Here is a 21,752-nt window from a genome sequence, read left to right as displayed (position 1 = left end):
GTCACAGAGTCGGCAGCGCGACGTTGAAGAAGTCGACCGGGGGCAGCGGCGTGCCGCTGACGAGCGCGGTGCTGGTCATGTTCAGGTCCGCACCGGCGGTGCCGCACGTGCCTTGCAGACGCGGTGCGGTCGTGCTGACAGCGCCGGTGTCGCCCGTCTGCACGAAGCGGAAGAAGGTCGCCGTGCCGGTGGCGACGGGCGTGCCTGCCCACACCTGGCCGGCGAGCTTGGCCAGCACGCCGCCGACAGCCGCGGCGGCGAAATCGAGGCCGCCGCCCAGGCCGTCCTCGGTGATCTCGCACAGCAGCGTGGCGCCGCCGATCGCTTCGTCCGCGGTGCTCGGCACGGAGCCGCCGTAGATGCGCAGTACGCCGTTGTCGAGCAGGCTCTTGAGTGAACCGCTCGCGAGCATGGCGTTGCGCAGGCCGGTGGAAGTCTTCATGTGGGGACTCCGATCAGAGAGAAGCGAGGTTGAAGCCGGCCGAGACGCGCATCACGGTCTCGGCTTCGAAGGACTTGGGCGTCGGGAAGCGCACCGCAGACAGCAGCACGCCGGCGGTCGAGCCCTTCGCGGGCGCCGAGGTGATGAAGCCGCCGTACACCGTCTTGTTGGCGTTCGACGTGAACTCGGCGCGATTGCCGAGGTTGTCGACCGCGCCATTGGCGACCGCGCCTTCGACCAGCTCGCGGCGCGTCGCCTCGGTGTAGCTGGTGCATTCGACGGCGAGCGCCGGCAACTGCGCGGCCGTGAGGTCGGGCGTCGGCGTGTAGTTGCCTTCGTAGATGCCGATGTACCAGGTGGGCACTTGCGCGCCAGCCTTGAGCAGCACCGAGAGAATGTGGTTCAGGCCCTCGACGGGGATGAGGTTGTGGACGACTTCGCGCTCGATCACCACGCCGTTGCGCAGCGTCTCGATGGTCCACACGAAGCCGGCCTTGGCCATCTCATTCATAGCTGGGTCTCCTTGCGGATCACTTCCGCGTCCATGAAGCTGCGCGCTGCGATGTGCTCGGGGCCGGTGCCGAAGAGCCCGGCCACGAGTTGGCGTTCGCCGTCGCGCTCGCGGAACGCAGTGGCGCCGGCACGGGCCGGGGCGACTGCAACGTTGTCGTCCTGCACGAATGTGAGCTGGCCGCCGGGCAACGCTGTGACCAGACCGCGCTCACTCATCCAGAAGCAGCCGGTCGACTTCTGCTCACCGGCGGGGCGCGGCATCTGGCCGCCCGTGCGTGGCACGCCGCGCGACGGCGCAACCACGCGCGCCTCGGCCACGCCGAGGTCGCCAAGAAACCAGTAGGTGGCCTCAGCCACGACGTAGACGCCACCGCCGACCGGCTCGACCACGCTGATGGGCTCCGGGAATACGATGAAGTTCTTCAGCGGGTTCGTCAGGCCTGGGGCGAAGGGCTCCGAATAGAAGAGCGCGCGACCGTCCGCCGCCAACAGGCGGCCGTTGCTGAAGCGCACGACGTTGCCGGGCGGCATGCGGGTCAAGCCGATGGTCGTGCAGCGTGGGCCGGCGGCAGGCAACACGGCGAGCACGAACGTGGTGGCCGGTTCGGTGAGCACCGCGGCGCGGTAGATCTGGTCGCCATTGACTGGCGAGGCGTAGACGACGACTGACGTCACGCCGGGTGAGAACGCTGCGGGGAGACCGAACGCCTCGATGCGGCCGTCCTCGGGCACCTCGATCTGCAGCGGATGCGTGGCCGGCGACTCGCGGCCGTCGGCGAAGCGCTGCGTGAAGCACACCTGGTAGGTGCCCGGCGGCAGCGCGCCGCCGCTCGTAGCGACGGCGAAGGGTTGGGGGCTGAGCGGGGGCGGCGCCAGTGGCTCGAACACGCCGCCCACGATGCGGCCCAGCTCGGCGCCGTTCGAAGCGTAGAAGCCGCCCTCGGGCGCCTCGGCGTAGCTGAACGGCAGTTGGGGCGCAAAGCCGTCGCGGATCAACGCGCGTGTCGGTGCCGCCGGATCGCCGCTGAGCTGATAGAGCGAGCCGCCGTCGGCGTAGAACGCCGCCGCCCCGCTGGGCGCGGCCCACCCCGAGTGACACTCCGCCCCGGAGATGACGCGCGCGTAGCCCCGGCGGCGCTGCAGGCGCCCCGTGGCGGCGATGTCCGCGTTGACGCTCGAGCGCAGGAAGCGGCCGTCCTCGCCGGCGTCCAGCTGATGGTCCGGGCGGCGGTTGTTCATCCCGAGCGCGAAGCCGGAGATGCGTAGGGGGATGGTGCGCGCCGCCATAGTCTACGGCATTCTACGGCAGAGGTTCAGCCGTGTCAGCCCACTGTTGCAGGCTGGTCAATTGCTCGGCGGTGAGGCGGCACTGCTGGTAGTTGGCGCGGACTGTGCGGGTGTAGGTAAGGAGATCAACGGGCGCGGCGCCCGCAAGAGCAGCTCGGGCGCTTTCCGGGTCACCACCTGTGGCGGCGGCGTCGTGGAGCACGCGCTCAGCAGCAGGCAGGTAAATGCGAGCGAGGTCTTGGTCATCGCGGAGCTCCGGGGCGAGTTGCTCGATTTGCGTGATCGTCTCAGTGACGGTCTGCACGCGGTCGACGTACTTGGTGACGATCTTCTCGGCGCGCGCGGCCTCGCGCTCGAGCCACTTCACGACCACGTGCGTGCTGGCCAGGCGCGCGGCGTCCAGGTCTTCTTGCGCGGACTCGCGGGCGGTGAGCCAGCCGTGCCCCCACAGCGCGGCGCCGAGGGCGGCCAGCGCCAGGAAGCGGTACGGCCAGGGGATGAGGGCGGTGAGGTTCATAGGTTGGCGGTTGCTGTGACGGCGATCTCGTCGTGCTCGACCGCGCAGTCGATGTCGTCGTGCGTGGCGGACACCGCGAGCTCAGGGATGGGCAGGCGTACGTAGATCGCCGGTGCGCTGATCATCACGACGACCTGGTGCTCGTACTGAACATGGCGCTCGCCGATGCGGCCAACCGAAACAAATGCGGCGAGGATGGCGCCGCCGGCCGCTCGCGCCTCAGCGGCGATCGCGCCGCTGCTCGCGAAGTCAGCGAGCGCCGACGCGCCGTCTGCTCGAGCGCCCAGCCGGATCGCCGCCACCTGGTCGAATGCGTCGAGCGCGCCGCCGCCGCCCGCATTCACCAAAGCACCGGCGTTGGCGCTGAGCACGAACCCGCCCATGGTGGTGGTGGTGGCGCTGGCTTGCACCTCGGCGCGCATGGCGCCCGTGGCGCCGAACGCACCGAGTGCGGCGGCGCCGACCGCCGCGACGGAGAAGGCCGCCGCCGCGACCTGCGTGAAGCGGTCCACCGCGGTGGCGCCGGACGCAGAGGCGAGCGCGGTGGCGCTACCGACGCTGGTGATCGTCGCAATGACCGTGCTGCCGGAGAGCGTCGCTCCGGTGGCGGCGGTGGTCATTGTTCCCTGCGAGGCGACGCCGTTGAGTGCCACGGCGCCGAACCCATACGTCGTGTCGGCGAAGAAGTCCGTCACGACCGTGAAACCCGTGCCCACGCGCGTAGCGTTGCGGCCGTTGCCGGACAGGTCCGGCTCGGTGGCGTTGTCCGTGCGGAATCGCAGGTCCATCGCCGTTGTCGCGCGCACCGCCGTGATCGGCTTGCCCGTCGCCAGCGTGTTGATCTCGTCCGTGGTCAGGCTGTCGTTGAGCAACAACGCAATCTGGCCCAGCGGGTTCTGCCACCCGCGGTCTGCGGCGCCGTCGGCGCGACGGCCAATGTTGAGCGTGCCGGCGGTGATGGCGCCGGTCGTCCAAGTAGTCGAGCCGCTAATGCCGCCGGACGCGACCGTGCTGCCCTCGGGCACCACGTAAATCTGCAGGCTCGTGCCGACGCGCTGGATGACACACAGCCGGTCGACGCCGTCGTTAGGGAACTCGACGCCGGCGCCACCGATGCCGAAGTTGACTTCGGTGCCCGTCGAGCCGAGCGCGCGTAGCGTCCACGTGTTGCCCGAGGCCTGGGAGGCCTCGGGGGTGAAGACGTGCAGACTGTTCGCGCCGCCCAGCGTCCCCATGCTGAGGGCGTACTGGAACCCCGAGCCGGTGAAGTCCACCGCTCGAATCCAGCACAGCAGCGCCCAGTTGCCGTCAACCAGCGCTGGTAAGGGCGCTGTGAAGTACCGAGTTCCGCCGCCGTTGTCTGCGCCGAAGCTCAGCGCCACGGGCTACCTCACGCGTTGGGCGCGGTGATGGTCTTCGCGGTCACAGTGACCTGCTGACCATTGGCCAGAACCGGGTTGTCGACGGTGATGTCGTAAGTGAAGGCGATCGTCGCCCCGTTCGCCACGCCGGCCGTCGACGTGTGCGACAGCGTCACGGTCGTGCCGCTGACGGCGGCCACGACTGCGCCCGCAGGGATGCCAGTGCCGCTGGCGTTCATGCCCACGACAACGCCGGTCGTCGCCGCGAAGTTCAGTACGTTGCCGTTCGCCGCCGTCACGGCATTGGTGTTCAGCTGCACTTGCTGGCCGCACGTGCCTTGCTCGTGACAGGTCGTGCCGGCGTTGTCAACGACGCGGTAGTACCCCACCGTGCCGGCGGCCACCGCGTTAGCCTGCCACGTGCCGGTAAGAGCCTTGACGCCGGCGGCGGCGTCGGCCATCCAGTTGGCGGGCAAAGTGATCTCCGCCAGCAGCGTGCCGGTCTGAGCAGCGGCCGGGTTGGCCGGCGCGGCGCCGGTCAGGAGGCGCAGCTTCGGTTGCGCAGCAGCGCCGGTGATCGAGCCGCCGGCGCCCGTGCCCGCGCTCACGGCCTGGCCGTTGCAGGCCACTTCGACGGCCTCGGCGATCGAGTTGCGCACGGCAGCGGAGTATTGGACGGTCATGGAATGTCCTTGGATCAGTTGTGAGGCGTCACGGTGACCGCCCCCGCGAGAAGCGGCGTAATGGCGCCGGAGGGCGCGATGAGGTCGAGGTCGTAGACACCCGCCTTCCACTCGAGCGCGCCGGTCTCGACTGCGCTGATGTCGAGCGTGATCGTCCGGTCGCCCTCGTTGATCGTGATGCGGCCGTTCTCCGTGGTCATCTCGAAGAGGACTTCGCCGCCGACCTTGCTTTTGACGACCAGGCGCGCAGTGAAGCCGGTCAAGTCGAGCGGCGCGTGGAAGACCAGGTATCCGCCGCTCTTGTAGACCTTGAAGTTGGCCGAGCTGACCTCGTTGAACTCGACCGTGTCCTCGTCCACCACGGTTGCGCGGCGGAAGTCGGAGCCGGTTGGGGGCTGGCTGCCCGCGTTGAGCTCGGTCATGCCGAGCGCGTCGACGACGGCAACGGGCCACCCTTCGGGGATGCCGTGGGCGATGGCGGTCACGCGTGCCGGCCCGCTGCGGGCCATGCCAGTGATCGCGCGGTACACCAGCGTCGGCGCTTGCCACCGCACGACCTTCTGGAACGTGTGGCCTTGCTCGATGGTGAGATTCAGCTTGAGTGCCATCACAGGCCCCCGTAGGCCACGGTCCCGCCGCGGCCGGCGCGGCGGCGCGCTTCGCGGAACGCGCGCGCAGCGGCCTGTTCGAACAGCGCTTTGAAGTCGCTGGCCTTGCTCTTGTCCAGCGTCTCAACGTCCTGCTTGAGGTATGCGAGCGAGCACACGCCGTCGAGCAGCGCGTCTTGGTGCTCGTCACGCAGCTCGAACTCGTCGCCGGCGCCGGTGATCTTCTCGAGCGGCAAGCGCTTGACCACCAGCTGCAGGGTGTCGTCCAACTCCGGGATGCCGACCGGGCGCACACCGCCCTCGTCCTCACCGGCCACGAGTGCGACCAGGCGGCTGACTCGTGGCGTCGCGCGCGCGTCGGCGTGGCCGGCGCTGATCACGTCGACCGGGCGCCCCTCGCCATTGCGCGCGGAGACCACTTCGATCACACGCGGGTCGAGGGGGATGAATTCGTCGCCGGCAGCGACGGAGACTCGCGTCACCTCGCTGCGGCTGTCACGCAGGCCCCCGATCAAGCGCACGAACTCCCGCTGCGCCTGATCGGCGTAGCCGTAGAACTCCGCGTCCGACCACAGGTAAGGCGCCTTCGTGTCATGCACCTTGAGTCGGAAGCTCTTGAGCAGGGTGCCCGCGTCCATGGCTTACTCGGCCTTGGAAGCCTCGATCAGCGCCCAGGCGGCGTCGCGCTCGTTGGCGTGGACTTCCCAGCCCAGCGTCTTGGTGAGCTTGCCCGGCGCCGGCTTGTTGCCGGCCGTGAAGTCGAGTTTGCCGGTCGCTTCCAGCGTCTTCATCGCCTCGGCGATCAGCAGGATGCGCTCGTCGGGGTCCGTCGGCGCCTTCACGCCTTCGGGCTCTTCGACCACCTTTTGCACTTCGACTGCGGCGGTTTCGTCAGCGGGGACCACGCCTTTCTCCATCACGGAGCTGACCAGGCGGGGCGGCACGTGCTGCGGCACGCCGGCTTCGAACGCGAGGACGTGGCCGAACTCGGTAGCGATCGTGCGCGCGATCGGGGAAACCATCAGGGGCATTGTTTTCTCCTTAGGGTGGGGAAGTGGTTGGGGCAAAAAGGACGGGGGCGTCCTCAGACGACCCCCGCCAAGCCCCAAACCGATTACGGCAGCATCTCGTTGGCGCGGCCGACGACGATGTACTCAACCACCACGCGGCCTTTGCCAGCCGTGGAGGCCGCGGCACCGGCGTTCGGCGTCAGCACGATCGTCTCTTCCGCGGTCAGCGGCGTGCCCGTCACGGCGGCGCCGTTGACCACCGCCGCGGCGGCCAGCGACGCGTCGTTGGCGTACTTCGCCAGGCTGCCGGCCACGCCGACGTCGAGCGTCGGCGTGGCGCCGTTGAAGATCGTCTCGGTGATCACGCGCGTGCTCAGCACGATCGCGCCCACCGGGAGCTTCGGCGCCAGCTTCACCGGAGCCGCGGCCAGGTCTTCGAAGTCGAAGGCCTGCTCGAGGAACAGCGCGTACTGGCGACCGACGTTGGTCATGTTGCTCATTGGAAAACTCCTGTGTTCTTCCGTCGATTACTGCGCGACGTACACCGAGAACAGGCCGAAGTCCTGCAAGGTGTTGCCGGCGTACAGCGACTTGAAGCGCGGCTTCAGGAAGCCGAACATCTTCGCGACCGAGATACCCGGGCGGTTGTCGTAGTCGAACTCCTTCTCGACCCACTCGGCCTCGCCGATGTCCGCCATGCCCAGGCTCTGAGCGCCCATGAAGAGCACCTGGCAGCCGTCCTGCGTGCCCGTCGCGCCCCACTTCGAGCCCGACGCGGCGCCCATGGTGTTGTAGACGTACCGGTGTTCGTGCAGGTACAGGCCGTCGACCTTGACCGCGCCGCCCTTGAAGAGCTCCGAGCCGCGGCCGGTGCTGGTCGCTTGCGCGCGAAGGTTAGCCATGTAGTCCGGGTCCAGCTTCAGCTGGGCCATGGCACGCGGGGTCAGGAAGACGTGGAAGGTTTCCTCGCCGCCCTCTTCCTTGATGCCGCGGATCATCTGGTCCTTGGCGTAGGCCTTGGCCTCGACCAGCATGCCCCAGGTGACCTTGTCGGCCGCCGCGATGGCGTTGGTCGCGCCGTTGGTCTCGAGCGCCTTCGCGGTGCCGTTCCAACGCAGCCGGCGCAGGTTCGTCGGCGCGCTCACGTCGGCGGCGAAGGCCAGCTGCGACAGCGCCGAGCCCACGCGAGCCACGCCGTTGTTCTGCATGCCGTACGAGACGCCGGAGGCGGTCAGGAAGGCCAACTGATCCACGCGATCGGACAACCAGTAGGCCAGCACGTTCTTCGACTGGTTGCGGAACGAGACCACCGAGCGTTGCTCGGCCATGCGGCCTTCGTGAACGTTGGCGTGGCGGAGCTGATCGATCTGGATGATCTGGTCATAGCTCTTCATCGCCTCTTCGTTGCCTTCGAGCTGGCGATCGCCGGCAACGCCGTCGCCTTCCAGGTCCGCAACGAGGGTGATGATGGCGCGCGCGCCCTTCTTGTCCTTCTTCAGCTCCGTGATGCGCTGGACGACGCTGTTCTCGTCGCTGCCCAGGAACTTGTTGATGAAGGACATCTGACGCGCATGGCGCCAGACGTCTTTCGACCAGGTGAGGATCTGCTCCGACTGAAGCCGACCGAAGTTGGTTGCGGACATTTGGAATTGACTCCGTGGGTTCGTTTCTTCCGGGGTGCCCCGGCGGCGTGCCATGCGCTGGCGCGGCGGTGAAACGACCTGCGACGGAGTCGGCCCGCCTGCTCGTTGGGCGGGAGCAGGAACCGCTTGAGTTCAGCGACCGTTCGATCCCACGGCGTCGGCCCGTCGTCTTCCCAAGAGCCCCCGGCGCTGGGCCGGGGGATGGGAGGGAGATCACACGCAACCGCGGTGGGGAGGGCACCGCGTGATTTGTACTCTACGCCGTTCTACGTTGAGTGTCAACGATCAACGAGCACCCAGTCGCGCGACAGCATGTCGCTGTGGCTGGCGACCCATGGCACGCGGTCGCCCTGGGCCGTAAACATGAAGATGTACGGCAGGCTCATCTTGCTGTGCTCGTCGGGGGCCTGCAGCTCGAGCCACATGCCTTTCCCGTTCCAGCCGTTGCGCGCGACGCGCGCGCCGTTCTCGAGGGAGAACAGCGCCGCGCCGAAGTTCATGAGGCGGGGTGTGGTCATAGGCCCTCCGGCTGGGTAATAGCGCGGATGCAAGCCATGAGGCCTTTGCTCATGTCGGTCTCGCCGACGAGCAGCCAGTAGGGTGCAACGTCGGGGCGGGACCGCAACTTCTCGATCCAGGCCTGGACCTGAAGGCCGAGAGAATTGCCCTCATTCATCAGGTCGACCTGCTCTTGGCTGAGTGTCTTGTAGCCCTTGACGGGCGGCGGGGCGTAGGTCTGTTCAGCCACGGCATCACTCCAAGAAGTCGCCGCGCAGGCGCGCCTTCTGCTCTTCCGACAGGGCGGCGAAGTCCTTGTCGCTCATCTTGGCCACCGAGGCCGGATCGCCCTCGCCGGCGCCGAGCTTGTGGCTGTCCAGGCCCGGCGCCTTGGCGGTGGCCGCCGGCTGCTTGCCGGAGGCCTTGGCGGCCTTGGCCGCCGCGTCGCGGGCGCGCGCGGCGTCGCTTTCGATCTTCTTTCGCGCGGCTTCGGCAGCGGCGTCCTTCTTGGTCTTGGCCTTGACCGCGGTCGCGTCAGCGTCATCCTCATCGACCGCGGTCTTCGTGGCCTTGGACGGGAACACGTAGTTCACCGCACGCTTGATCGCGGCCGAGCTCGCGTATCCGCGCGCCTCGAAGGCCGTTCGCAGCTCCATGACCTCTTCGAGCTTGTCCTCGTCGAACTCGTCGGCCTCGGGGTCCAGCTCTGGATGCTCGCGCTCGATTTGGTCGATCAGCAGGTCGACCTTGACCTGCTCCACCGCGATGGCGCGCGCCTGCGCGGCTTCGGCGCTGGACTTGATGCCGATGATCTCGCGGTCCAGCTGACGGATCTGACGCATCAGCTGGGTAGCCTTGGCGGCCTGGCCGTCGTCGAGCGCCTTCTCGTAGTCGGCTTCGAGCTTCGCGATCTCGGTCTCGGCGTCCTTGATCTTCTTGGCCGGCGAGTCGGGCGCGTCCTTGCTGCGCGCTGCGGCGAGCTCTTCTTCGAGCTGCTGGATGCGCGTCTTCGACTTGCGGTTCAGCTCGTCGAAGCGGGGCTTCGGGATCATCTTGACCGGCGGCTTGCCCTTGTCGGCGCCCTTGCCTTCCAGGTCGTCGTCGCCGGGCTCAGCGTCCTTCGCCCCGGCCTTGGTCGGGTCGTCCTCGTCCGCGCCGCCCTTGTCGGCGTCGCCAGCGTCGGCCTTGTCCTTGGCGCCCTTGTCGGCAGGCTCGCCCTCGTCATCGGGGGTGAACTCGTCGCCGCGATCGGCGTTCGCCAAATCGTCATCGCTCGCGCCGCCTTTGTCGTCGGCGGCACCGCCGATCGGCTCGTCATCGACGATGCCGAGCATGTACGGGGCCAGCATCCACTTGAGCAGCTTGTTCATTGGTTCTCGTTCTCCGGGGTTGGGGCTTGGGGGGTCGTCATTGCTTGAGCCACGCGGGCGCGGCTCTCCTGGTCTTCACGCTCTTGGGCGCGAGCGTGTTCGTCGGCCTTCAGCATCTCGTCGAGCTGCTGCTGCCGTTGTTCGAGCGCAAACTTGCGGTTCATCTTCTCGACCTCGAGGGCGTGCTCGCGCTCCATGCGCTCCCACTCGAGCTCCGGGTCGGCGCCCGCGGCCTTGGCCTGCATGTCCATGACCTTGAGCTGCGGGTCGACTTCCTTGGCCGAAGCGTCGGCCAGGGTCTTGCGCGTCTGCGCCTGCTTGAGAGCCACCTCGGCCTCGGCGCCAGCGGTTTCCAGCTGTGCGCGGCGCTGCGCTTCGGGCGAATTCGCCGCCGCGTTGATGTCTGCCAGGATCTCGCGCTTGCGGCGCAGGCGGCTGTTCTCGATCAGGACGCTGTCGGGGATCGGCACGCCGAGTTCGCGCAGCGCCACGGCCTGTTCGAACTGGCTGTCTTCGATGCTCGCGCGGTACGGCACCGTCGTGACGATGATTTCGTACTCACCCACCGACAGATCGTTGACGATCCGGCCCGCGGCCATGTCGTAGGTGTTGATCTCGATCGGCTCGGCCTGGCCGGACAGCGGGTCGCGGATGATGTTGAGCACGCGCGGCGCTGTGTAGAACTCCTGCACGATGTCGATGACGTTGCGCGCCAGGAAGTAGTCGCTGCGCTCGAGGTTGTCGAACAGCGACGTGAAGTTCACGTTGCTGGCCTGGCGCTTCTGCGCGATGGCCTTGGCCGCCACGTCCTCGCGGTCGAACCCCTGCATCGAGTCCGACACGTTCGAGATCGACTTGATGTATTCCTCCGCCTTGAAGCTGATGCGCTCCAAGCCGGTCGGGATCTGGTTCGGCGTGATCTTCTCGGCGCTGGCCACGTCGTCGAGCTCGAGCACCAGGCCGGTCTCGGCGCCGCGCTCTTCCAGCTCTTCCGGCGTCATGTTCGTCAGCGCGCCGGTCTTGACCTTCCAGCCGGAGTTCGCCGTCGTGTTGATGACGTGCAGCTCTTGCGACGTCGTCTTGTTGAGCAGTTCCTGCGGGCCGAGCAGGTTCTCGACCAGGCCGATCGTGCGGCCGTGCCGGAAGTACGGGAAGTACGGAACTGTCGTGAAGTGCTTGTACGGGCTCCAATCGTCATGGAGCACGATGTCGTCGGCCGTCACGCGCCACTTGATGCGTTTCTCGAAGCGCGTGAGCACCTCGAGCGCGAACTGCTCGCGCACCGCGGCGATGCGGTTGCGATCCCAGTGCTCGGGGATGCGGCGAACCTCGCCCGAGATCGGGTCGACGAAGAACTTCGACTTGGTCAGCTCGCGGAACTGGCGGTCGAGCAGGCGCACGTAGCGGCGCTGGCCGGCGCTGCCCTCGTCGTTATAGAAGCCGCGCACCTGGGTCGGGCCGCTGAAGCGGTCGCGCATGTGGTCGAGCGAGTCGTAGCCGTGCAGGTAGGCGCTGTCGACGCGCGTGCGCAGCTCGGCGGCCGCCTCGCGGTCGTACTGCAGCGCGATGTCGTCGGGCGTCTGCCACCGGGTGACGAACACGTCGTTCCAGGTGTCGGGGTCGTAGTCCTCGGCGTCCGGGTCGACCACGACGTTTTTCGGGTTCAGCTTGTCGATGGCGATGTCGCCATAGACCGAGTCCGAGAAGTCCAAGCGCACGTCATAGAAGCCGCGGCTGGTGATCGCGCCGTCGGCGAACACGTCCGAGCGCACCCACTGCAGCTGGTTGGCCGTGGCGATGTGCTGCCAGACCATGTTCAAAGCGTCGGCCGTCTCCCCGGTGCCGCCGCGCTTGGGCAGGAACGTGGTCTCGGAGCGGTTCTCGATCTGCTGGCCGAACATGGTCGACAGCGTCGAGAGGATCTTGTTGATGGTCAGCGCGGGCCGACGCGCCGCGCGCAGGCGGTCCAGGTCTTCCTGCTGCCACTGCAGGCCGGCGAAGAAGTTGTTGCAGACGTCCGCCTTCTTGACGAAGTCCACGTGGCCGTTGTCGCGGCACCAGATGTACCGCTCCCACTGCTCGTTCGCGATGTTGTTGTCGACCCGCGCCTTACCCATCACACGTCCTTTAGGTGTTCGACGGGGCGAAGCTCGGCGCCGGCTTCAGGGACGAGCCCTGGCGGACCATGTTGTTCATGCTGCTGATGCCGTGGTCGGCGTCCAGGCTCTCGATCGGCACATGGATCTCTTCGCCCGGTGCCGGACTCATGCGCTCCAAGAACTGCTCGAGCGTCTCGTTCAAGCCTCGAGGCGTTCCACGTGAAACTACGGCCTTCTTCAGTAGAGAATCTGCCACGGCGAGGTTTGGCGCTTGGTGCTTCAGTGCGTCGAGGTCCGCCTTCGACAGCTCCTTCGCCTCGGCCACCGGGATGGGCTGCTCGGCGGCCGGCTTGGCCAGGTCGTCGGCGATCGTGTAGTGGTGAACGTCGCGGCCGGCGTAGCGGTCGATCAGCGCGCCCGCCTCGGTGTTGAGTTGGTCGAGGTCGCCCGGGCGCAGGCCGCGTGGCGGCCGATCGTCGACCCAGTTGCCTTCCAGCATCGAGTCGCGCAGCACCATCAGCGCTGCAATCGCTTTGTCGAGGTGGTGCTTGCCACTGTCGGGGTCGATGTCCTCGCCCTCCCACCACGGGCCGATGTGGCGCGACACGATGGCGTCGAAGTAGACGCTGGCGCGGGTGCCGGCGGCGCGGTAGTTGTGGCGCCCGTACTTCAGCGCGCCCTCGAGCATCGCCAGGCCGACGTGCCACAGCACGCGCCACGGCAGCGCCGACAGGGGTGCTTTGCGCACGCCGACGGCGTCCTTGGGGTTGGTGTCCTTGACGCTCATGCCTGGCCTCCCAGCTCGAAGAAGCGGCGCAGGAAGGTTGCGGCGGCCGCCGTCGGCGGCAGGCCCAGGACCGTCACATCAGCAGGCTCGCCAGGCACGCTCCACGGTGCGGGAGACGGTCCGAGCAACTGCTCCTTCTCCGCCAGCAGCACGGCGTTGTCGGCGTCCTTCACGGCCTGGTCGAGCGCGTACGGCAGCCCGAACTTCGCGGCGACCGCCGCCCAGTTCAGATCCTCGAGGTCGCAGTAGCCCGGCAGCATGTGCTTGATCGGGCGCGGCAGGTCGACGAGGTAGGCCTCGGTCGCGTCGTGCAGCAGGGCTTGCATGGCCAGCTCGGGCGGCACGACCTGTGAGACGAGCACGCTGTGCTCCGCCACCGAGTAGAACGTGCTGCAGTGGCCGCCGTAGCGGCACAGGTTCGACAGCGCATGGGCGATGTCGAAGATGTCGATGTCCTCGGCGCGCGGGTCTGCCGGGAAGTAAGCCTTGCCGGACGACGTCTGCATCCAGTCGCCGGCTCGCAGGGGCATGGGGTGGTTCAAGAGCGTGATCTCCCGAGGTACGCGATCAGGCGCACAAGAGTCGCGGCGTTGTCGCGCGCGTGCCCGAGTGCGAGATTGCAGTGGTTGCAGATGTACCCGCGGGTGTGGCCGAGGCGGTGGCAGTGGTCGCGTACGAGTCGGACGCCCTTAGCAAAGCACAGAGGACAGTCGCCCTCGCGCCGGTTCGCAGCGGCTGCTGCGCGGCGCTCTGCGTTGATGCGTTCCTTGTTGCGCTCATAGCTCTCGCGTTGCTGCTGTCGCTTCTGCTCAGGTGTGCGGGTGGTCTTCCACGTGCCGTCGGGGTTCTTCCAGAGCTTCTCCTTGTTGCGCTGGTAGTACCTCTGAGCCTGCGCCTTCGCGGCGGCCGGGTCCTTGTACGGCACTGGACGATTACTCTACGCCGTTCTACGTAGAGTGTAAAGGCTGGTGTTGCGGCTAGTCCTCATCGGCCGCCGGGGGCTGGCCGCCCATGGCGAGCTCGCCGACGAGGAACACGATTGAGTGGAAGCCGGCCCACACACCGAGGCATGTAGCAAGGCCGCCCGCGAGAAATCCGAACATGAAGTCGCTCAGATGACCACCCGATTCTTGAACCAGCCGTAGAGAAAGTCCTCGTTCGCTGCACGCTGCTCGGTGATGGCGATGTAGTGCGCGCCCTGCAGGCTGTTGAGCATGCGCACCAGGACCGAGTCGTCGCCGCGGTGCTTGAGGTGATCCTGCAGCGCCGCGATCGTCACCAGGCCGATGCGCCCGTCGACCGCGATGTCCTTGAAGACCGTGTGCTTGACGTTGAGCACGTTCAGGCATCGCTGCAGCCAGGTCGCCGCGGTCGACACGCCGCAGTTCACCGCGCTGTCGAAGAGCTCGTAGGACGTGTTGGGCGCCAGCGGCGCGATCACGTCGAGCAGCAGCGGGTTCCAGTACTGCAGCTTGTAGATCTGCTGCGCCGTCTCGAGGGGCAGCTCCTTCATGTCGCCCGTGTAGCCGAAGGCGCGCGCGGTCTTCTCCGTGACGCCGTACTTCGTCGCCCCGCCCGCATCGCTCGGGTGGTTCGAGTACCCCTTCTCGAGCCCCAGGGTGTGGTCGAAGGCGCGAAGGAAGTGCCCGTTCATCGGCTCTTCTCGAAGTGGCGCCGCAGGCGGCGTGCGCGTAGCTGCAGGAACGAGGCGACCGCAGCGTCCAGGGCAGCGTGGAAGAAGATGAGGTTGCGCTCCAATGGCTGATGGAACGCTGCGGTCAAGCGGTACGTCGCGCTGGGCAGGGCGGCCAGCGCCAGGAGCAGGGAGACGAAGATCACTGCGCCGGCGGCGCCGATGACGACCAGGTACTGCATCTCGCGCGGGCGCCCAGGCACGTGCTCCGGTGCCGCCGCGCAGGCGAAGGACGCATCCGACGCGGTCAGCGCGAACAAGATGGCTGTGTAGCCCAGCAGGAATGCCAGGCCCGACAGCATCACGACGTCATTGGGGCTGGTCATTTTTCGGGCTCCGAGGCTGCAGGCCGAGGAACTTGCGCGCCCAGTCTTCAAGGAAGTCAGGCACCCGGTCGAGCAGCTTCTGCGTGGCGAAGCCCACGATCACGGCGATGCCGAACGACAGGAACAGGCCGACCCCCGCTTCCACGAGCGCCGCGCCGAGAACCGGCGGAACCAGGAACGCCGCGGCCACGTCGCGCGCGACCTGGAACCAGGTCGTCTGGCGCGCCTGAGCGACGACCAGCACGGCCGAGATGACGCTGGCCGGCAGGAAGTGGCTGAGCGTGGTGAGGATCACCAGCCAGCGGTCGGGCTCGGTCGGGGGCGTGGCGTTCACTGCTCGCTCGCCCAGGTGCCGTAGTCCTTGACCTCTTCGCCCATGGCCTCGGCTTCGGCCTTGTAGAGCTGCCAGTCGCGACGGCTGGACTGCTTGGTCTGGCGCTTCGGCGCGGACTCGCGTGCGGGCGCCGTGGTGCGCTCGCTACCGACTCCGGTCTTGGCGGGCTGACCGCGCAGCCCCAGCTTCTCCAACAGTCCCATCGCGTCCTCGCTGGTTTGGCCGAGTGTATCACCTACCGAAGACTACCGTTGAGCGTTAAGCGGACATATGCCCGACACGCCCCATGCGGCGCGCGTAGGCGCTGAGCTTCTGCGCCACCGTCTTCTCCCGCTTCCTGACCGCTCGGTCCACGGTTGAGATGCGCAGCGGCGGATGCTCGAGGATGAGCCGCATGCACCAGGCGTAGGCGTCGACCGTGTCGTCGTGCTTGCCGCCTGGGAAGCGCAGCAGCTCGGTGTCCACCGTGGCGCGGAACGAGGCGTGCTGCAGGAAGAAGAGCTTGCCCATCTGCATGCGCCCGCGCAGCGGGCCGGCGCGCACCATCTTGTCGGTGAGCGGCGTCAGGGTCTGGTAATTCATCGTCACCCGGCGCTCGGCCAGGCGGCGCTTGAGGATCGCCTTGATCGACTTGAAGATCTGCCCGTCCTCGAAGCCCACCAACCAGGCGCCCCAGCGCTCGTGGAAGTCGATGATGGCGTCCACCAGGGCGAAGCCGTCCTCGTCGACCTTGAAGCGCACGGTGTCGAGCTCGTAGACGTTGTCGAACTCGTCTTGCAGCATGCACGCACCCACGATCCAGTCGCTGGTCTCCTTCTCGGTGATCGAGAAGTCCCAGGCCTGGAAGATGCGCCCGTTCTTGTGGTCCGGCGCGTGCGCGACGTACTTGAACATCTCGCGCTTGAAGAACGCGCCCTCGTCGGGCATGGGGTTCTGCTGGTACAGCGCCGACCACATGCGCGCCTGGCCGGCAGCGACGAAGTTCTTCTTGATGCGCTGAAGGTGCGCGATGTCGTAGCGTGCCGGGTGCAGCGCCGAGTTGATCACGCGCAGGAGCTCGGCGCCCTCGGGTACGGCCGCGCCGGGCGGCAGCTGGGCGATCGTGTCGTCGGGCAGCAGGTACTCGTCGCCCAGCTCGTTGATGGCTGGGTAGCTGACGACCTCGAACTGCTCGCCCTCCCCGGTCTGCATCGCCAGGATGATGCGGCCAGACCAGTCGTCGTCGTGCCAGCGCGTCTGAATGCCCAGCACGCCGCCGCCCGGCGCGATGCGGGTGTAGGCCGTCGACAGATACCACTCCCAGGTGCCGTCGCGGATCACCTGGCTGTCGGCGGCCTCCATGTCCTTGACCGGGTCGTCCACGATGAGCACGTGGGCGCCCTTGCCGGTGATACCAGTGCCCACGCCTGCGGCCGTGTAGCCGCCGCCGGTCGTGGTGCGCCAGGCCTCCACGGCCTGGCTCTCGTCCGACAGCCGCGTCTCGCCGAACATGGCCATGTAGGCCGGGTCGCGCAGAGTCTCGCGGATGCGCCGGCTGAAGCCGGTCGGCAGGCTGATGTTGTAGCTCGCCGCGATGATCTCCCACTCGGGGTGGTGGCCCAGCATCCAGGCGGGGAAGTACTGGCTGGCGATGAGGCTCTTGCCCAGGCGCGGCGGGCAAAACAGCAGCATGCGCGGGCTCTCGCCGGCCGCCACACGCTCCATGAAGCGCTCGAGCCGGCGGCAGATGTCCTGGTGGACCCAACCATCCTGATACCCCGGGTGGAAGCGCTTGATGAAGTGAAGCAGGCGACGTCGAGCGAGGATGCGTCCCGCCAGCTCCTTCTGGAACGCGGCCACGCCCTCGGCGGTGGGCTTGCGGTCGCTTGGCGGCTCAGTCCCGCGGGCGCGCAGCGCCACGTCGGAGTTGTAGTCCATCAGCTGCGCGCGGGGGCTGTCGATCTCGATGCCGCGCGCCAGGCGCTGGGTGCAGCGCCGGCATGAGCGGTGCAGGCCGCTGTAGTACTGGCTCGGCAGGCAGGTCTTGTTGCAGGTTGCGCACGCGCGCTCGGCGTTCTCGCGCAGGCTCAGCACCTTGCCGCTGTGGTCGACGTGGAAGTCCTGGCCTTCAACCCAGCCATCTGCGACCGCGGACTCCCGGTCGTACTTGCGCTTCGCTTCCTTGCGCGCGGCCGCCTTACCCATTGAGCGCCTTCAGGGCGGCTTCCAGGCGCCGCACGGTCTCGTCCTGGCGCTGCTGCACATCGAGCGGCGGCGGGGGTGAGGGAGGCGGGGGGCTGGCGGGCGGGCGCAGGAGGGTTGCGGCGCGCGCGATCCAGTCGCTCACTCGTCGACCTCCCGAGCCTGCACGTCGACCACCTCGGCCTCGTGGATGCGCAGCAGCTCTTCGTCGGACAGCTGCTGCATGCGGTCCAGCACCTTCGCGGCCGGGCCGGAAAGCTCGACCTTCTTGACCTCGGGCGCGTAGAAGCCGCAGATCTTGGCGATCTCCTTCCAGCCCATGATCTCCACGGCCGGGTCGCTGATGATCTTGGCGCTGTCGATCGCGTCCAGGATGCCTTGCAACACCTTCTCGCGCGTCAGGCCCAGCATGTGCGCGGTCTTCGCGCGCTCCGAGATCAGTGCCTGCGTGATCTTGGGCAGCTTCTCGAGCTTGTTGCCCTCGAAGTTGATGTCGGCATAGCCCGCCGCGGCCGCGGCGTCCTTCTTGGTCATGCCGTAGGCGCGCGCGTCAACGTAGGCGGCCTGCTTGGGAGTCAGGTCGCCTACGTCCGAGGGGGCGAGCGCTTGTCGCGCAGCCGGCTCGGGGCTCAGCAGCGACTTTTTGTTGGGCATTGCGACCCAACTCTACCGCATTCTACGTAGAACAGGCAAGAATGCGGTGGAGCGCAACAGATCGTGTTGCACTGAATTTTCGCGGCGGAATTTTTGCAACACGACGAGTTGCGCTTGCAAACGCCTTGGGCGAGGCCGCGTGGCACCCCTCCCCCCACCTCTGCCAAGCCCACCCCCACTTCGGATTCGGTTTCTTGGCAGAGACCGGAGTCCCGTCTCCCCGTCACTTCGCGCGAAGAACGAAGAGCCCGACCCGCAAGCGGGTCGGTCCTGGCTGGCTGAGCGAGCACGTCGCTCGATCAATCAGGAGCACCGCATGTCCGCAGCCCACTACATCGCCCGCCAAGCCCGTATCGCCACCGAGTACACCCGCTTCGGCGTGATCCTCGCCGGCGACGCCATCGTCAACGCCAACGCCGACATCAAGGCCGGTTGGCAGTCCGGCAACGACCTTCGCGCCAAGCTCGACGCGCGCATCGCCGAGAAGCGCGCCGCACGCGCCCCGATGCCCTTGCCCGAGGTCACCGAGATCGACGCCCCCGAGGTGCAGCTCGTTCAGCCGCGCAACCGCCGCGGCCAGTTCGCCAAGGCCTGACCGTGCGCCCCAGCCCGCGAGGGCTGGGGCTTTCGGCGTGCGACCAAACCACAAGGGAGCCCGCATGCCACGACCGACGCTTGCCTCGCACGATGTGCAGATCCGCCACCTGACCCAGCAGCTCAACGACGAGATGGCGCACCGCCAGCGCCTCGAACGCAAGGTCGAGCAGTTGCTGCAAGCCGCGCCGCCCCCGCCGCGCAGCCGCGTGGCCACGCCGCGCTCTCAGCTCGTCGTGCGCTATTTCCAAGCTCACCCCGACGCCAAGAGCGTGACCCAGGCGGAGCTCGATCGCTTCGCTGCCGCGAACTGAGAACGGAGAACTGAGATGTTGATGCTCATCTTCCTCGGCAGCCTGCTCGTGGCTGCCCTCGCCTTCATCGGCGCCTGCTGCTCGCTCGCCGAGCTTCGAGTCGACTGATGGACGCCATCGACGCCATCGCCATCGCCGCCGGGCTGGCCTGGGCCGCCGTGACGGCGTACGGCCAACTGCGGGCGAAGACGTCCGACCTCACGCCCGATGAGCCCGAGGCGCTCGGGTACGAAGCCGCCTGGTGCGGCGAGCGGAGAGACGAATGATCGACGCCGTCCTGCTCTTCGGAGCGCTGAACATGATCTTCGAGACCGTACTGCTGTGCATGCTCGCACCGCGCACTCGGCTCCGCGTGCTGGGAAGCGACGCGGCCTGCCGGGCGCTGCACGTCGCCTTCCTTGGATTGAATTTGGCTATCCACTGGGGTACTTTAATAGGGACAACTTCGGCCGTATTAGCCTTCTGCGGAAGCCTAATAACGGTAAAAGCCTGCAGATTGTTGTTCGGAACGATAGCAAACGGTCGTTTCTACACCACAGGCCTCATCCGCTACACCGCGGATGAGCTCCGCTGATAGCTTATGCCTATCGCCGACCCGCAAGCGGGTCGGTCCTTGCGGGCTGTGTGTCACCAACACGGAGCCCGCCATGAGCCCCACTTTGTCGACTTCTCGCGCGCTCGTCACGACGCGCACGATCAAGCTACCGCGCAGCTCGCCAGCGCCCGAGGGCAGCTTCCTGCACGAAGTACCGCTGCCCGAAGCCGAAGAAGTCCCCGGCCTACCCCGCGGCGAAGTCGCCATGAGCCGCTTCCCCGCTTGGCTACTCGACACCCTGGCCGCCAAGCTGGCCACGCTCGACCACGAGCCCTACACGGTGCTCAACAAGATGGTCGACATGGTCATGGAGCACCACGGCTTCACCGACCGCGCCGAAGCCGAACGCGCCTGGCTGCACGACATCGGCCCCCAAGTGCGACAGCTCGCTCGCCAGTACTGGCAAGCCTCGCAACGATGAACTGAACCCGCATCGCCGGCGGCGTCACAGCCGGCACTTTGGAGAACCCACCATGTCCCGTACCTTCCTGATCACCAAAACCTTCGACCTCTTCGACGCTATCGACCAGGCCGCCGACCAGCGCGTCAAGCAAGCCATCAACATGCGCCTGGCCAGCTACGTCGGTGGCGTCGCCGCCTTCACCGCGCTCGGCCTGGCCGCCAAAATGGCCACCACACTGAAGGACCTGAGCGGCGTCGAGTTCGTTCGCGAAGCCCTGGCCTTGATGGAAGAAGAAGGCGCTCGCACCACGGCCATGCTCGACCTGGGCGTGGAGTACACGAGTCGTGCCGAGAAGATCCGCCTGATGATCGCCCTCAAAGCCAAGTTCGACGACGGCGTGCGTGCCGCTGGCTGGACCGACTACCGCGGCCGCTCGATGGAAGAAGAACTCAGCCGCACGACCGACCCGCGCCAGGTGCGCGACGCCGACGTATCAGCGATCGTCGAACACTTCGACGGCGAAGTGGAAGCCGAACACGTGAAGGCCTTGCTCAAGCAAGACGCCACGCGCGAAGCCAGCCGCAACGCCGAGCGCATCGACGCGGCCATGATCGTGATCGAGAACGCGCTGGCCGGCTCGGATGCCCCGAGCGACGACAACCCGGACACTGCGCTGAAGGAGACCTGGCTCAAAGCACAGGCGCGTCGGGAGGCGCTGCACTTCGGCGATCTGGACGCCCAACTGCGCTCGCGCCTGCTCGAGTCCGCGCGCAGCGCGCTCATGCAATTGGAGATGGATCTGCTGTCAGGCAAGTCGCGCGGTGCGGGTAGCGCCGTCGAGAAGTTGGCCACACTGGCCGTTGCCAAGAACCTGCGCAAGACGCTGACTGAGGCCGTGACGGCCCTACAACAAGCCGAACAGAAAGCAGCCATCGACTGACCTTCTGCCGTAGACTGCCGCACTCTCCAAGCCAACAGGCTGCGGAGAGTGCGGCCGTTACTTTTTCCAAGCCCTGGCCCGCATGGGCCTCAACACACGAGACCACAATGCCCCCGCAACAAAGCAAAGCGTTCCTGAAGCACGCCATCGGCCCGTTCCCCGGCTCCAAGAAGCCGCCAAGCGATCGCGTCGGCAACTTCCTGCGCGAGTCACCCGACACCGGGCAGCTCGTCTGGTCCTGGTGGAATGGCGAGAGCTGGGGTCCGTTCAGCGACGACCCCAAGGTGGCCAAACGCCGCGCCGACAAGAAGCCCTCGAAGTACCAGAACCTGAAGTGGTACGGCGCGGCGACCAAGCCCAAGACGCACTAACCCCATGGGCCAGCAGCACCTTGGTGCCTGGCCGATCGGCGCCTTCGACACGCGGCCCATCCCCTGGGCCGTGCTCAGCCCCGGCCAGAGCCTGACGATCACCTTCACACCGGCCGAAGCCGACTACGCTCGCGAACGCATCGCAGCCAGCTTGGCCTGGCACATGCAGCACGAGCACAGCGCGTACCGAGCCCGACTCGAACAGCGCACCACGCGCGTCGTGATCACGCGCCTCAAGAACAAGGCCAACTTCATCCAGGCCAAGCGCCGCTTCAAGTTCGAGCTCAAAACCTGGAAGCCCTTCGAGCTGCGCTTCAAACGATGCCTGCCCGCACACCGCGACCAACTCACGCGCGAACTCGAGCAAGACCTCAAGAGCATACGCACCAAGCGGCGCGACCCCTCGTTCACGATCACGATCGAGTGGACACCGGCCGGCGCACGACTGCTGCGCACAGGGTAGGCCCACGAGGGGCCAGTTTGCTCCCCCCGCGGAAAACGAGCACCGGCGCGGGTTTCAGCCGGTTTT

At 67.2% G+C, this 21,752-nt stretch carries 32 protein-coding genes; 8 read left to right on the top strand and 24 right to left on the bottom strand.

Going from position 1 to position 21,752, the window contains the following annotated elements; translation table 11 throughout:
- Position 1: 1 nt before the first annotated feature.
- From ACO2TI_RS07655 to ACO2TI_RS07540, 24 genes are all read right to left on the bottom strand, one after another.
- A complete protein-coding gene (locus ACO2TI_RS07655) occupies positions 2-442 on the bottom strand; it encodes a hypothetical protein (protein WP_423283222.1) in 441 nt (146 codons plus the stop codon).
- 13 nt (positions 443-455) lie between these two features.
- Positions 456-953, bottom strand: a complete 498-nt coding sequence (locus ACO2TI_RS07650) for a hypothetical protein (RefSeq protein WP_423283221.1) — start codon at positions 951-953, stop codon at positions 456-458.
- The gene (locus ACO2TI_RS07645) at positions 950-2,242 is read right to left on the bottom strand and encodes a hypothetical protein (RefSeq protein ID WP_423283219.1); all 1,293 of its coding nucleotides are present in this window, start codon (positions 2,240-2,242) and stop codon (positions 950-952) included. The genes ACO2TI_RS07650 and ACO2TI_RS07645 overlap by 4 nt, the downstream gene beginning before the upstream one ends.
- Before the next feature lie 13 nt (positions 2,243-2,255).
- Positions 2,256-2,759, bottom strand: a complete 504-nt coding sequence (locus ACO2TI_RS07640; protein WP_423283218.1) for a hypothetical protein — start codon at positions 2,757-2,759, stop codon at positions 2,256-2,258.
- A complete protein-coding gene (locus tag ACO2TI_RS07635; protein ID WP_423283217.1) occupies positions 2,756-4,141 on the bottom strand; it encodes a hypothetical protein in 1,386 nt (461 codons plus the stop codon). The genes ACO2TI_RS07640 and ACO2TI_RS07635 overlap by 4 nt, the downstream gene beginning before the upstream one ends.
- 8 nt (positions 4,142-4,149) lie before the next feature.
- Positions 4,150-4,803: a hypothetical protein gene (locus ACO2TI_RS07630; RefSeq protein WP_423283216.1), complete on the bottom strand. Its 654-nt coding sequence runs from the start codon at positions 4,801-4,803 to the stop codon at positions 4,150-4,152.
- A gap of 14 nt (positions 4,804-4,817) precedes the next feature.
- On the bottom strand, positions 4,818-5,411 hold the full coding sequence (locus ACO2TI_RS07625) for a hypothetical protein (RefSeq protein WP_423283214.1): 594 nt from the start codon (positions 5,409-5,411) through the stop codon (positions 4,818-4,820).
- Entirely contained in the window at positions 5,411-6,049 is a 639-nt protein-coding gene (locus tag ACO2TI_RS07620; protein WP_423283213.1) for a hypothetical protein, read from the bottom strand. Before ACO2TI_RS07620 ends, ACO2TI_RS07625 begins: the two co-directional genes overlap by 1 nt.
- Before the next feature lie 3 nt (positions 6,050-6,052).
- Complete coding sequence (locus ACO2TI_RS07615; protein ID WP_423283212.1) at positions 6,053-6,433, bottom strand: hypothetical protein; 381 nt, start codon at positions 6,431-6,433, stop codon at positions 6,053-6,055.
- A 92-nt stretch (positions 6,434-6,525) separates the two neighbouring features.
- Positions 6,526-6,921 carry a hypothetical protein gene (locus ACO2TI_RS07610; RefSeq protein WP_423283211.1) on the bottom strand — a complete coding sequence of 132 codons (396 nt, stop codon included), beginning with the start codon at positions 6,919-6,921 and terminating at the stop codon, positions 6,526-6,528.
- Between the two features lie 27 nt (positions 6,922-6,948).
- A complete protein-coding gene (locus ACO2TI_RS07605) occupies positions 6,949-8,064 on the bottom strand; it encodes a DUF4043 family protein (RefSeq protein ID WP_423283210.1) in 1,116 nt (371 codons plus the stop codon).
- 278 nt (positions 8,065-8,342) lie between these two features.
- Entirely contained in the window at positions 8,343-8,582 is a 240-nt protein-coding gene (locus ACO2TI_RS07600) for a DUF2829 domain-containing protein (RefSeq protein WP_423283208.1), read from the bottom strand.
- Positions 8,579-8,812 (bottom strand): DUF7681 family protein, encoded by a 234-nt coding sequence (locus ACO2TI_RS07595; RefSeq protein ID WP_423283207.1) that lies wholly within the window; start codon positions 8,810-8,812, stop codon positions 8,579-8,581. The genes ACO2TI_RS07600 and ACO2TI_RS07595 overlap by 4 nt, the downstream gene beginning before the upstream one ends.
- Before the next feature lie 4 nt (positions 8,813-8,816).
- Positions 8,817-9,932, bottom strand: coding sequence for a hypothetical protein (locus tag ACO2TI_RS07590; RefSeq protein ID WP_423283206.1), 1,116 nt, complete (start codon positions 9,930-9,932; stop codon positions 8,817-8,819).
- Positions 9,929-12,049, bottom strand: coding sequence for a hypothetical protein (locus ACO2TI_RS07585; protein ID WP_423283205.1), 2,121 nt, complete (start codon positions 12,047-12,049; stop codon positions 9,929-9,931). Before ACO2TI_RS07585 ends, ACO2TI_RS07590 begins: the two co-directional genes overlap by 4 nt.
- Before the next feature lie 10 nt (positions 12,050-12,059).
- Positions 12,060-12,818: a dATP/dGTP diphosphohydrolase domain-containing protein gene (locus ACO2TI_RS07580; protein WP_423283203.1), complete on the bottom strand. Its 759-nt coding sequence runs from the start codon at positions 12,816-12,818 to the stop codon at positions 12,060-12,062.
- Positions 12,815-13,348 (bottom strand): HD family hydrolase, encoded by a 534-nt coding sequence (locus ACO2TI_RS07575; RefSeq protein ID WP_423283202.1) that lies wholly within the window; start codon positions 13,346-13,348, stop codon positions 12,815-12,817. Before ACO2TI_RS07575 ends, ACO2TI_RS07580 begins: the two co-directional genes overlap by 4 nt.
- Before the next feature lie 8 nt (positions 13,349-13,356).
- Positions 13,357-13,743 (bottom strand): endonuclease domain-containing protein, encoded by a 387-nt coding sequence (locus ACO2TI_RS07570; RefSeq protein ID WP_423283201.1) that lies wholly within the window; start codon positions 13,741-13,743, stop codon positions 13,357-13,359.
- A gap of 186 nt (positions 13,744-13,929) precedes the next feature.
- Positions 13,930-14,472 (bottom strand): glycoside hydrolase family 108 protein, encoded by a 543-nt coding sequence (locus ACO2TI_RS07565; protein WP_423283199.1) that lies wholly within the window; start codon positions 14,470-14,472, stop codon positions 13,930-13,932.
- Positions 14,469-14,813: a hypothetical protein gene (locus tag ACO2TI_RS07560; RefSeq protein WP_423283197.1), complete on the bottom strand. Its 345-nt coding sequence runs from the start codon at positions 14,811-14,813 to the stop codon at positions 14,469-14,471. Before ACO2TI_RS07560 ends, ACO2TI_RS07565 begins: the two co-directional genes overlap by 4 nt.
- 7 nt (positions 14,814-14,820) lie before the next feature.
- The gene (locus tag ACO2TI_RS07555; protein WP_423283196.1) at positions 14,821-15,171 is read right to left on the bottom strand and encodes a hypothetical protein; all 351 of its coding nucleotides are present in this window, start codon (positions 15,169-15,171) and stop codon (positions 14,821-14,823) included.
- Complete coding sequence (locus tag ACO2TI_RS07550) at positions 15,168-15,374, bottom strand: hypothetical protein (RefSeq protein WP_423283195.1); 207 nt, start codon at positions 15,372-15,374, stop codon at positions 15,168-15,170. The genes ACO2TI_RS07555 and ACO2TI_RS07550 overlap by 4 nt, the downstream gene beginning before the upstream one ends.
- Positions 15,375-15,429: 55 nt before the next feature.
- A complete protein-coding gene (locus ACO2TI_RS07545) occupies positions 15,430-17,355 on the bottom strand; it encodes a terminase large subunit domain-containing protein (RefSeq protein WP_423283194.1) in 1,926 nt (641 codons plus the stop codon).
- 138 nt (positions 17,356-17,493) lie between these two features.
- On the bottom strand, positions 17,494-18,006 hold the full coding sequence (locus ACO2TI_RS07540) for a hypothetical protein (RefSeq protein WP_423283193.1): 513 nt from the start codon (positions 18,004-18,006) through the stop codon (positions 17,494-17,496).
- 316 nt (positions 18,007-18,322) lie between these two features.
- On the opposite strand from ACO2TI_RS07540, the gene ACO2TI_RS07535 reads away from it, so the two are divergent.
- The 8 genes from ACO2TI_RS07535 (at position 18,323) to ACO2TI_RS07500 (ending at position 21,686) form a co-directional block, all read left to right on the top strand.
- The gene (locus tag ACO2TI_RS07535; RefSeq protein WP_423283191.1) at positions 18,323-18,601 is read left to right on the top strand and encodes a hypothetical protein; all 279 of its coding nucleotides are present in this window, start codon (positions 18,323-18,325) and stop codon (positions 18,599-18,601) included.
- A 64-nt stretch (positions 18,602-18,665) separates the two neighbouring features.
- The gene (locus tag ACO2TI_RS07530) at positions 18,666-18,914 is read left to right on the top strand and encodes a hypothetical protein (protein ID WP_423283190.1); all 249 of its coding nucleotides are present in this window, start codon (positions 18,666-18,668) and stop codon (positions 18,912-18,914) included.
- A 107-nt stretch (positions 18,915-19,021) separates the two neighbouring features.
- Positions 19,022-19,180, top strand: a complete 159-nt coding sequence (locus ACO2TI_RS07525) for a hypothetical protein (protein ID WP_423283189.1) — start codon at positions 19,022-19,024, stop codon at positions 19,178-19,180.
- Entirely contained in the window at positions 19,177-19,488 is a 312-nt protein-coding gene (locus ACO2TI_RS07520; RefSeq protein WP_423283188.1) for a hypothetical protein, read from the top strand. Before ACO2TI_RS07525 ends, ACO2TI_RS07520 begins: the two co-directional genes overlap by 4 nt.
- Before the next feature lie 73 nt (positions 19,489-19,561).
- Positions 19,562-19,930, top strand: a complete 369-nt coding sequence (locus tag ACO2TI_RS07515) for a hypothetical protein (protein ID WP_423283187.1) — start codon at positions 19,562-19,564, stop codon at positions 19,928-19,930.
- 52 nt (positions 19,931-19,982) lie between these two features.
- Positions 19,983-20,852 carry a hypothetical protein gene (locus tag ACO2TI_RS07510; protein WP_423283185.1) on the top strand — a complete coding sequence of 290 codons (870 nt, stop codon included), beginning with the start codon at positions 19,983-19,985 and terminating at the stop codon, positions 20,850-20,852.
- Positions 20,853-20,959: 107 nt separating this feature from the next.
- A complete protein-coding gene (locus ACO2TI_RS07505) occupies positions 20,960-21,223 on the top strand; it encodes a hypothetical protein (RefSeq protein ID WP_423283183.1) in 264 nt (87 codons plus the stop codon).
- Positions 21,224-21,227: 4 nt separating this feature from the next.
- Positions 21,228-21,686, top strand: coding sequence for a hypothetical protein (locus ACO2TI_RS07500; RefSeq protein ID WP_423283181.1), 459 nt, complete (start codon positions 21,228-21,230; stop codon positions 21,684-21,686).
- Positions 21,687-21,752: the final 66 nt, after the last annotated feature.

It is taken from the genome of Caldimonas sp. KR1-144 (genome assembly GCF_049446155.1).
GTDB lineage: Bacteria > Pseudomonadota > Gammaproteobacteria > Burkholderiales > Burkholderiaceae_C > Rivibacter.
This window is presented reverse-complemented; position numbering and strand designations above follow the sequence as displayed.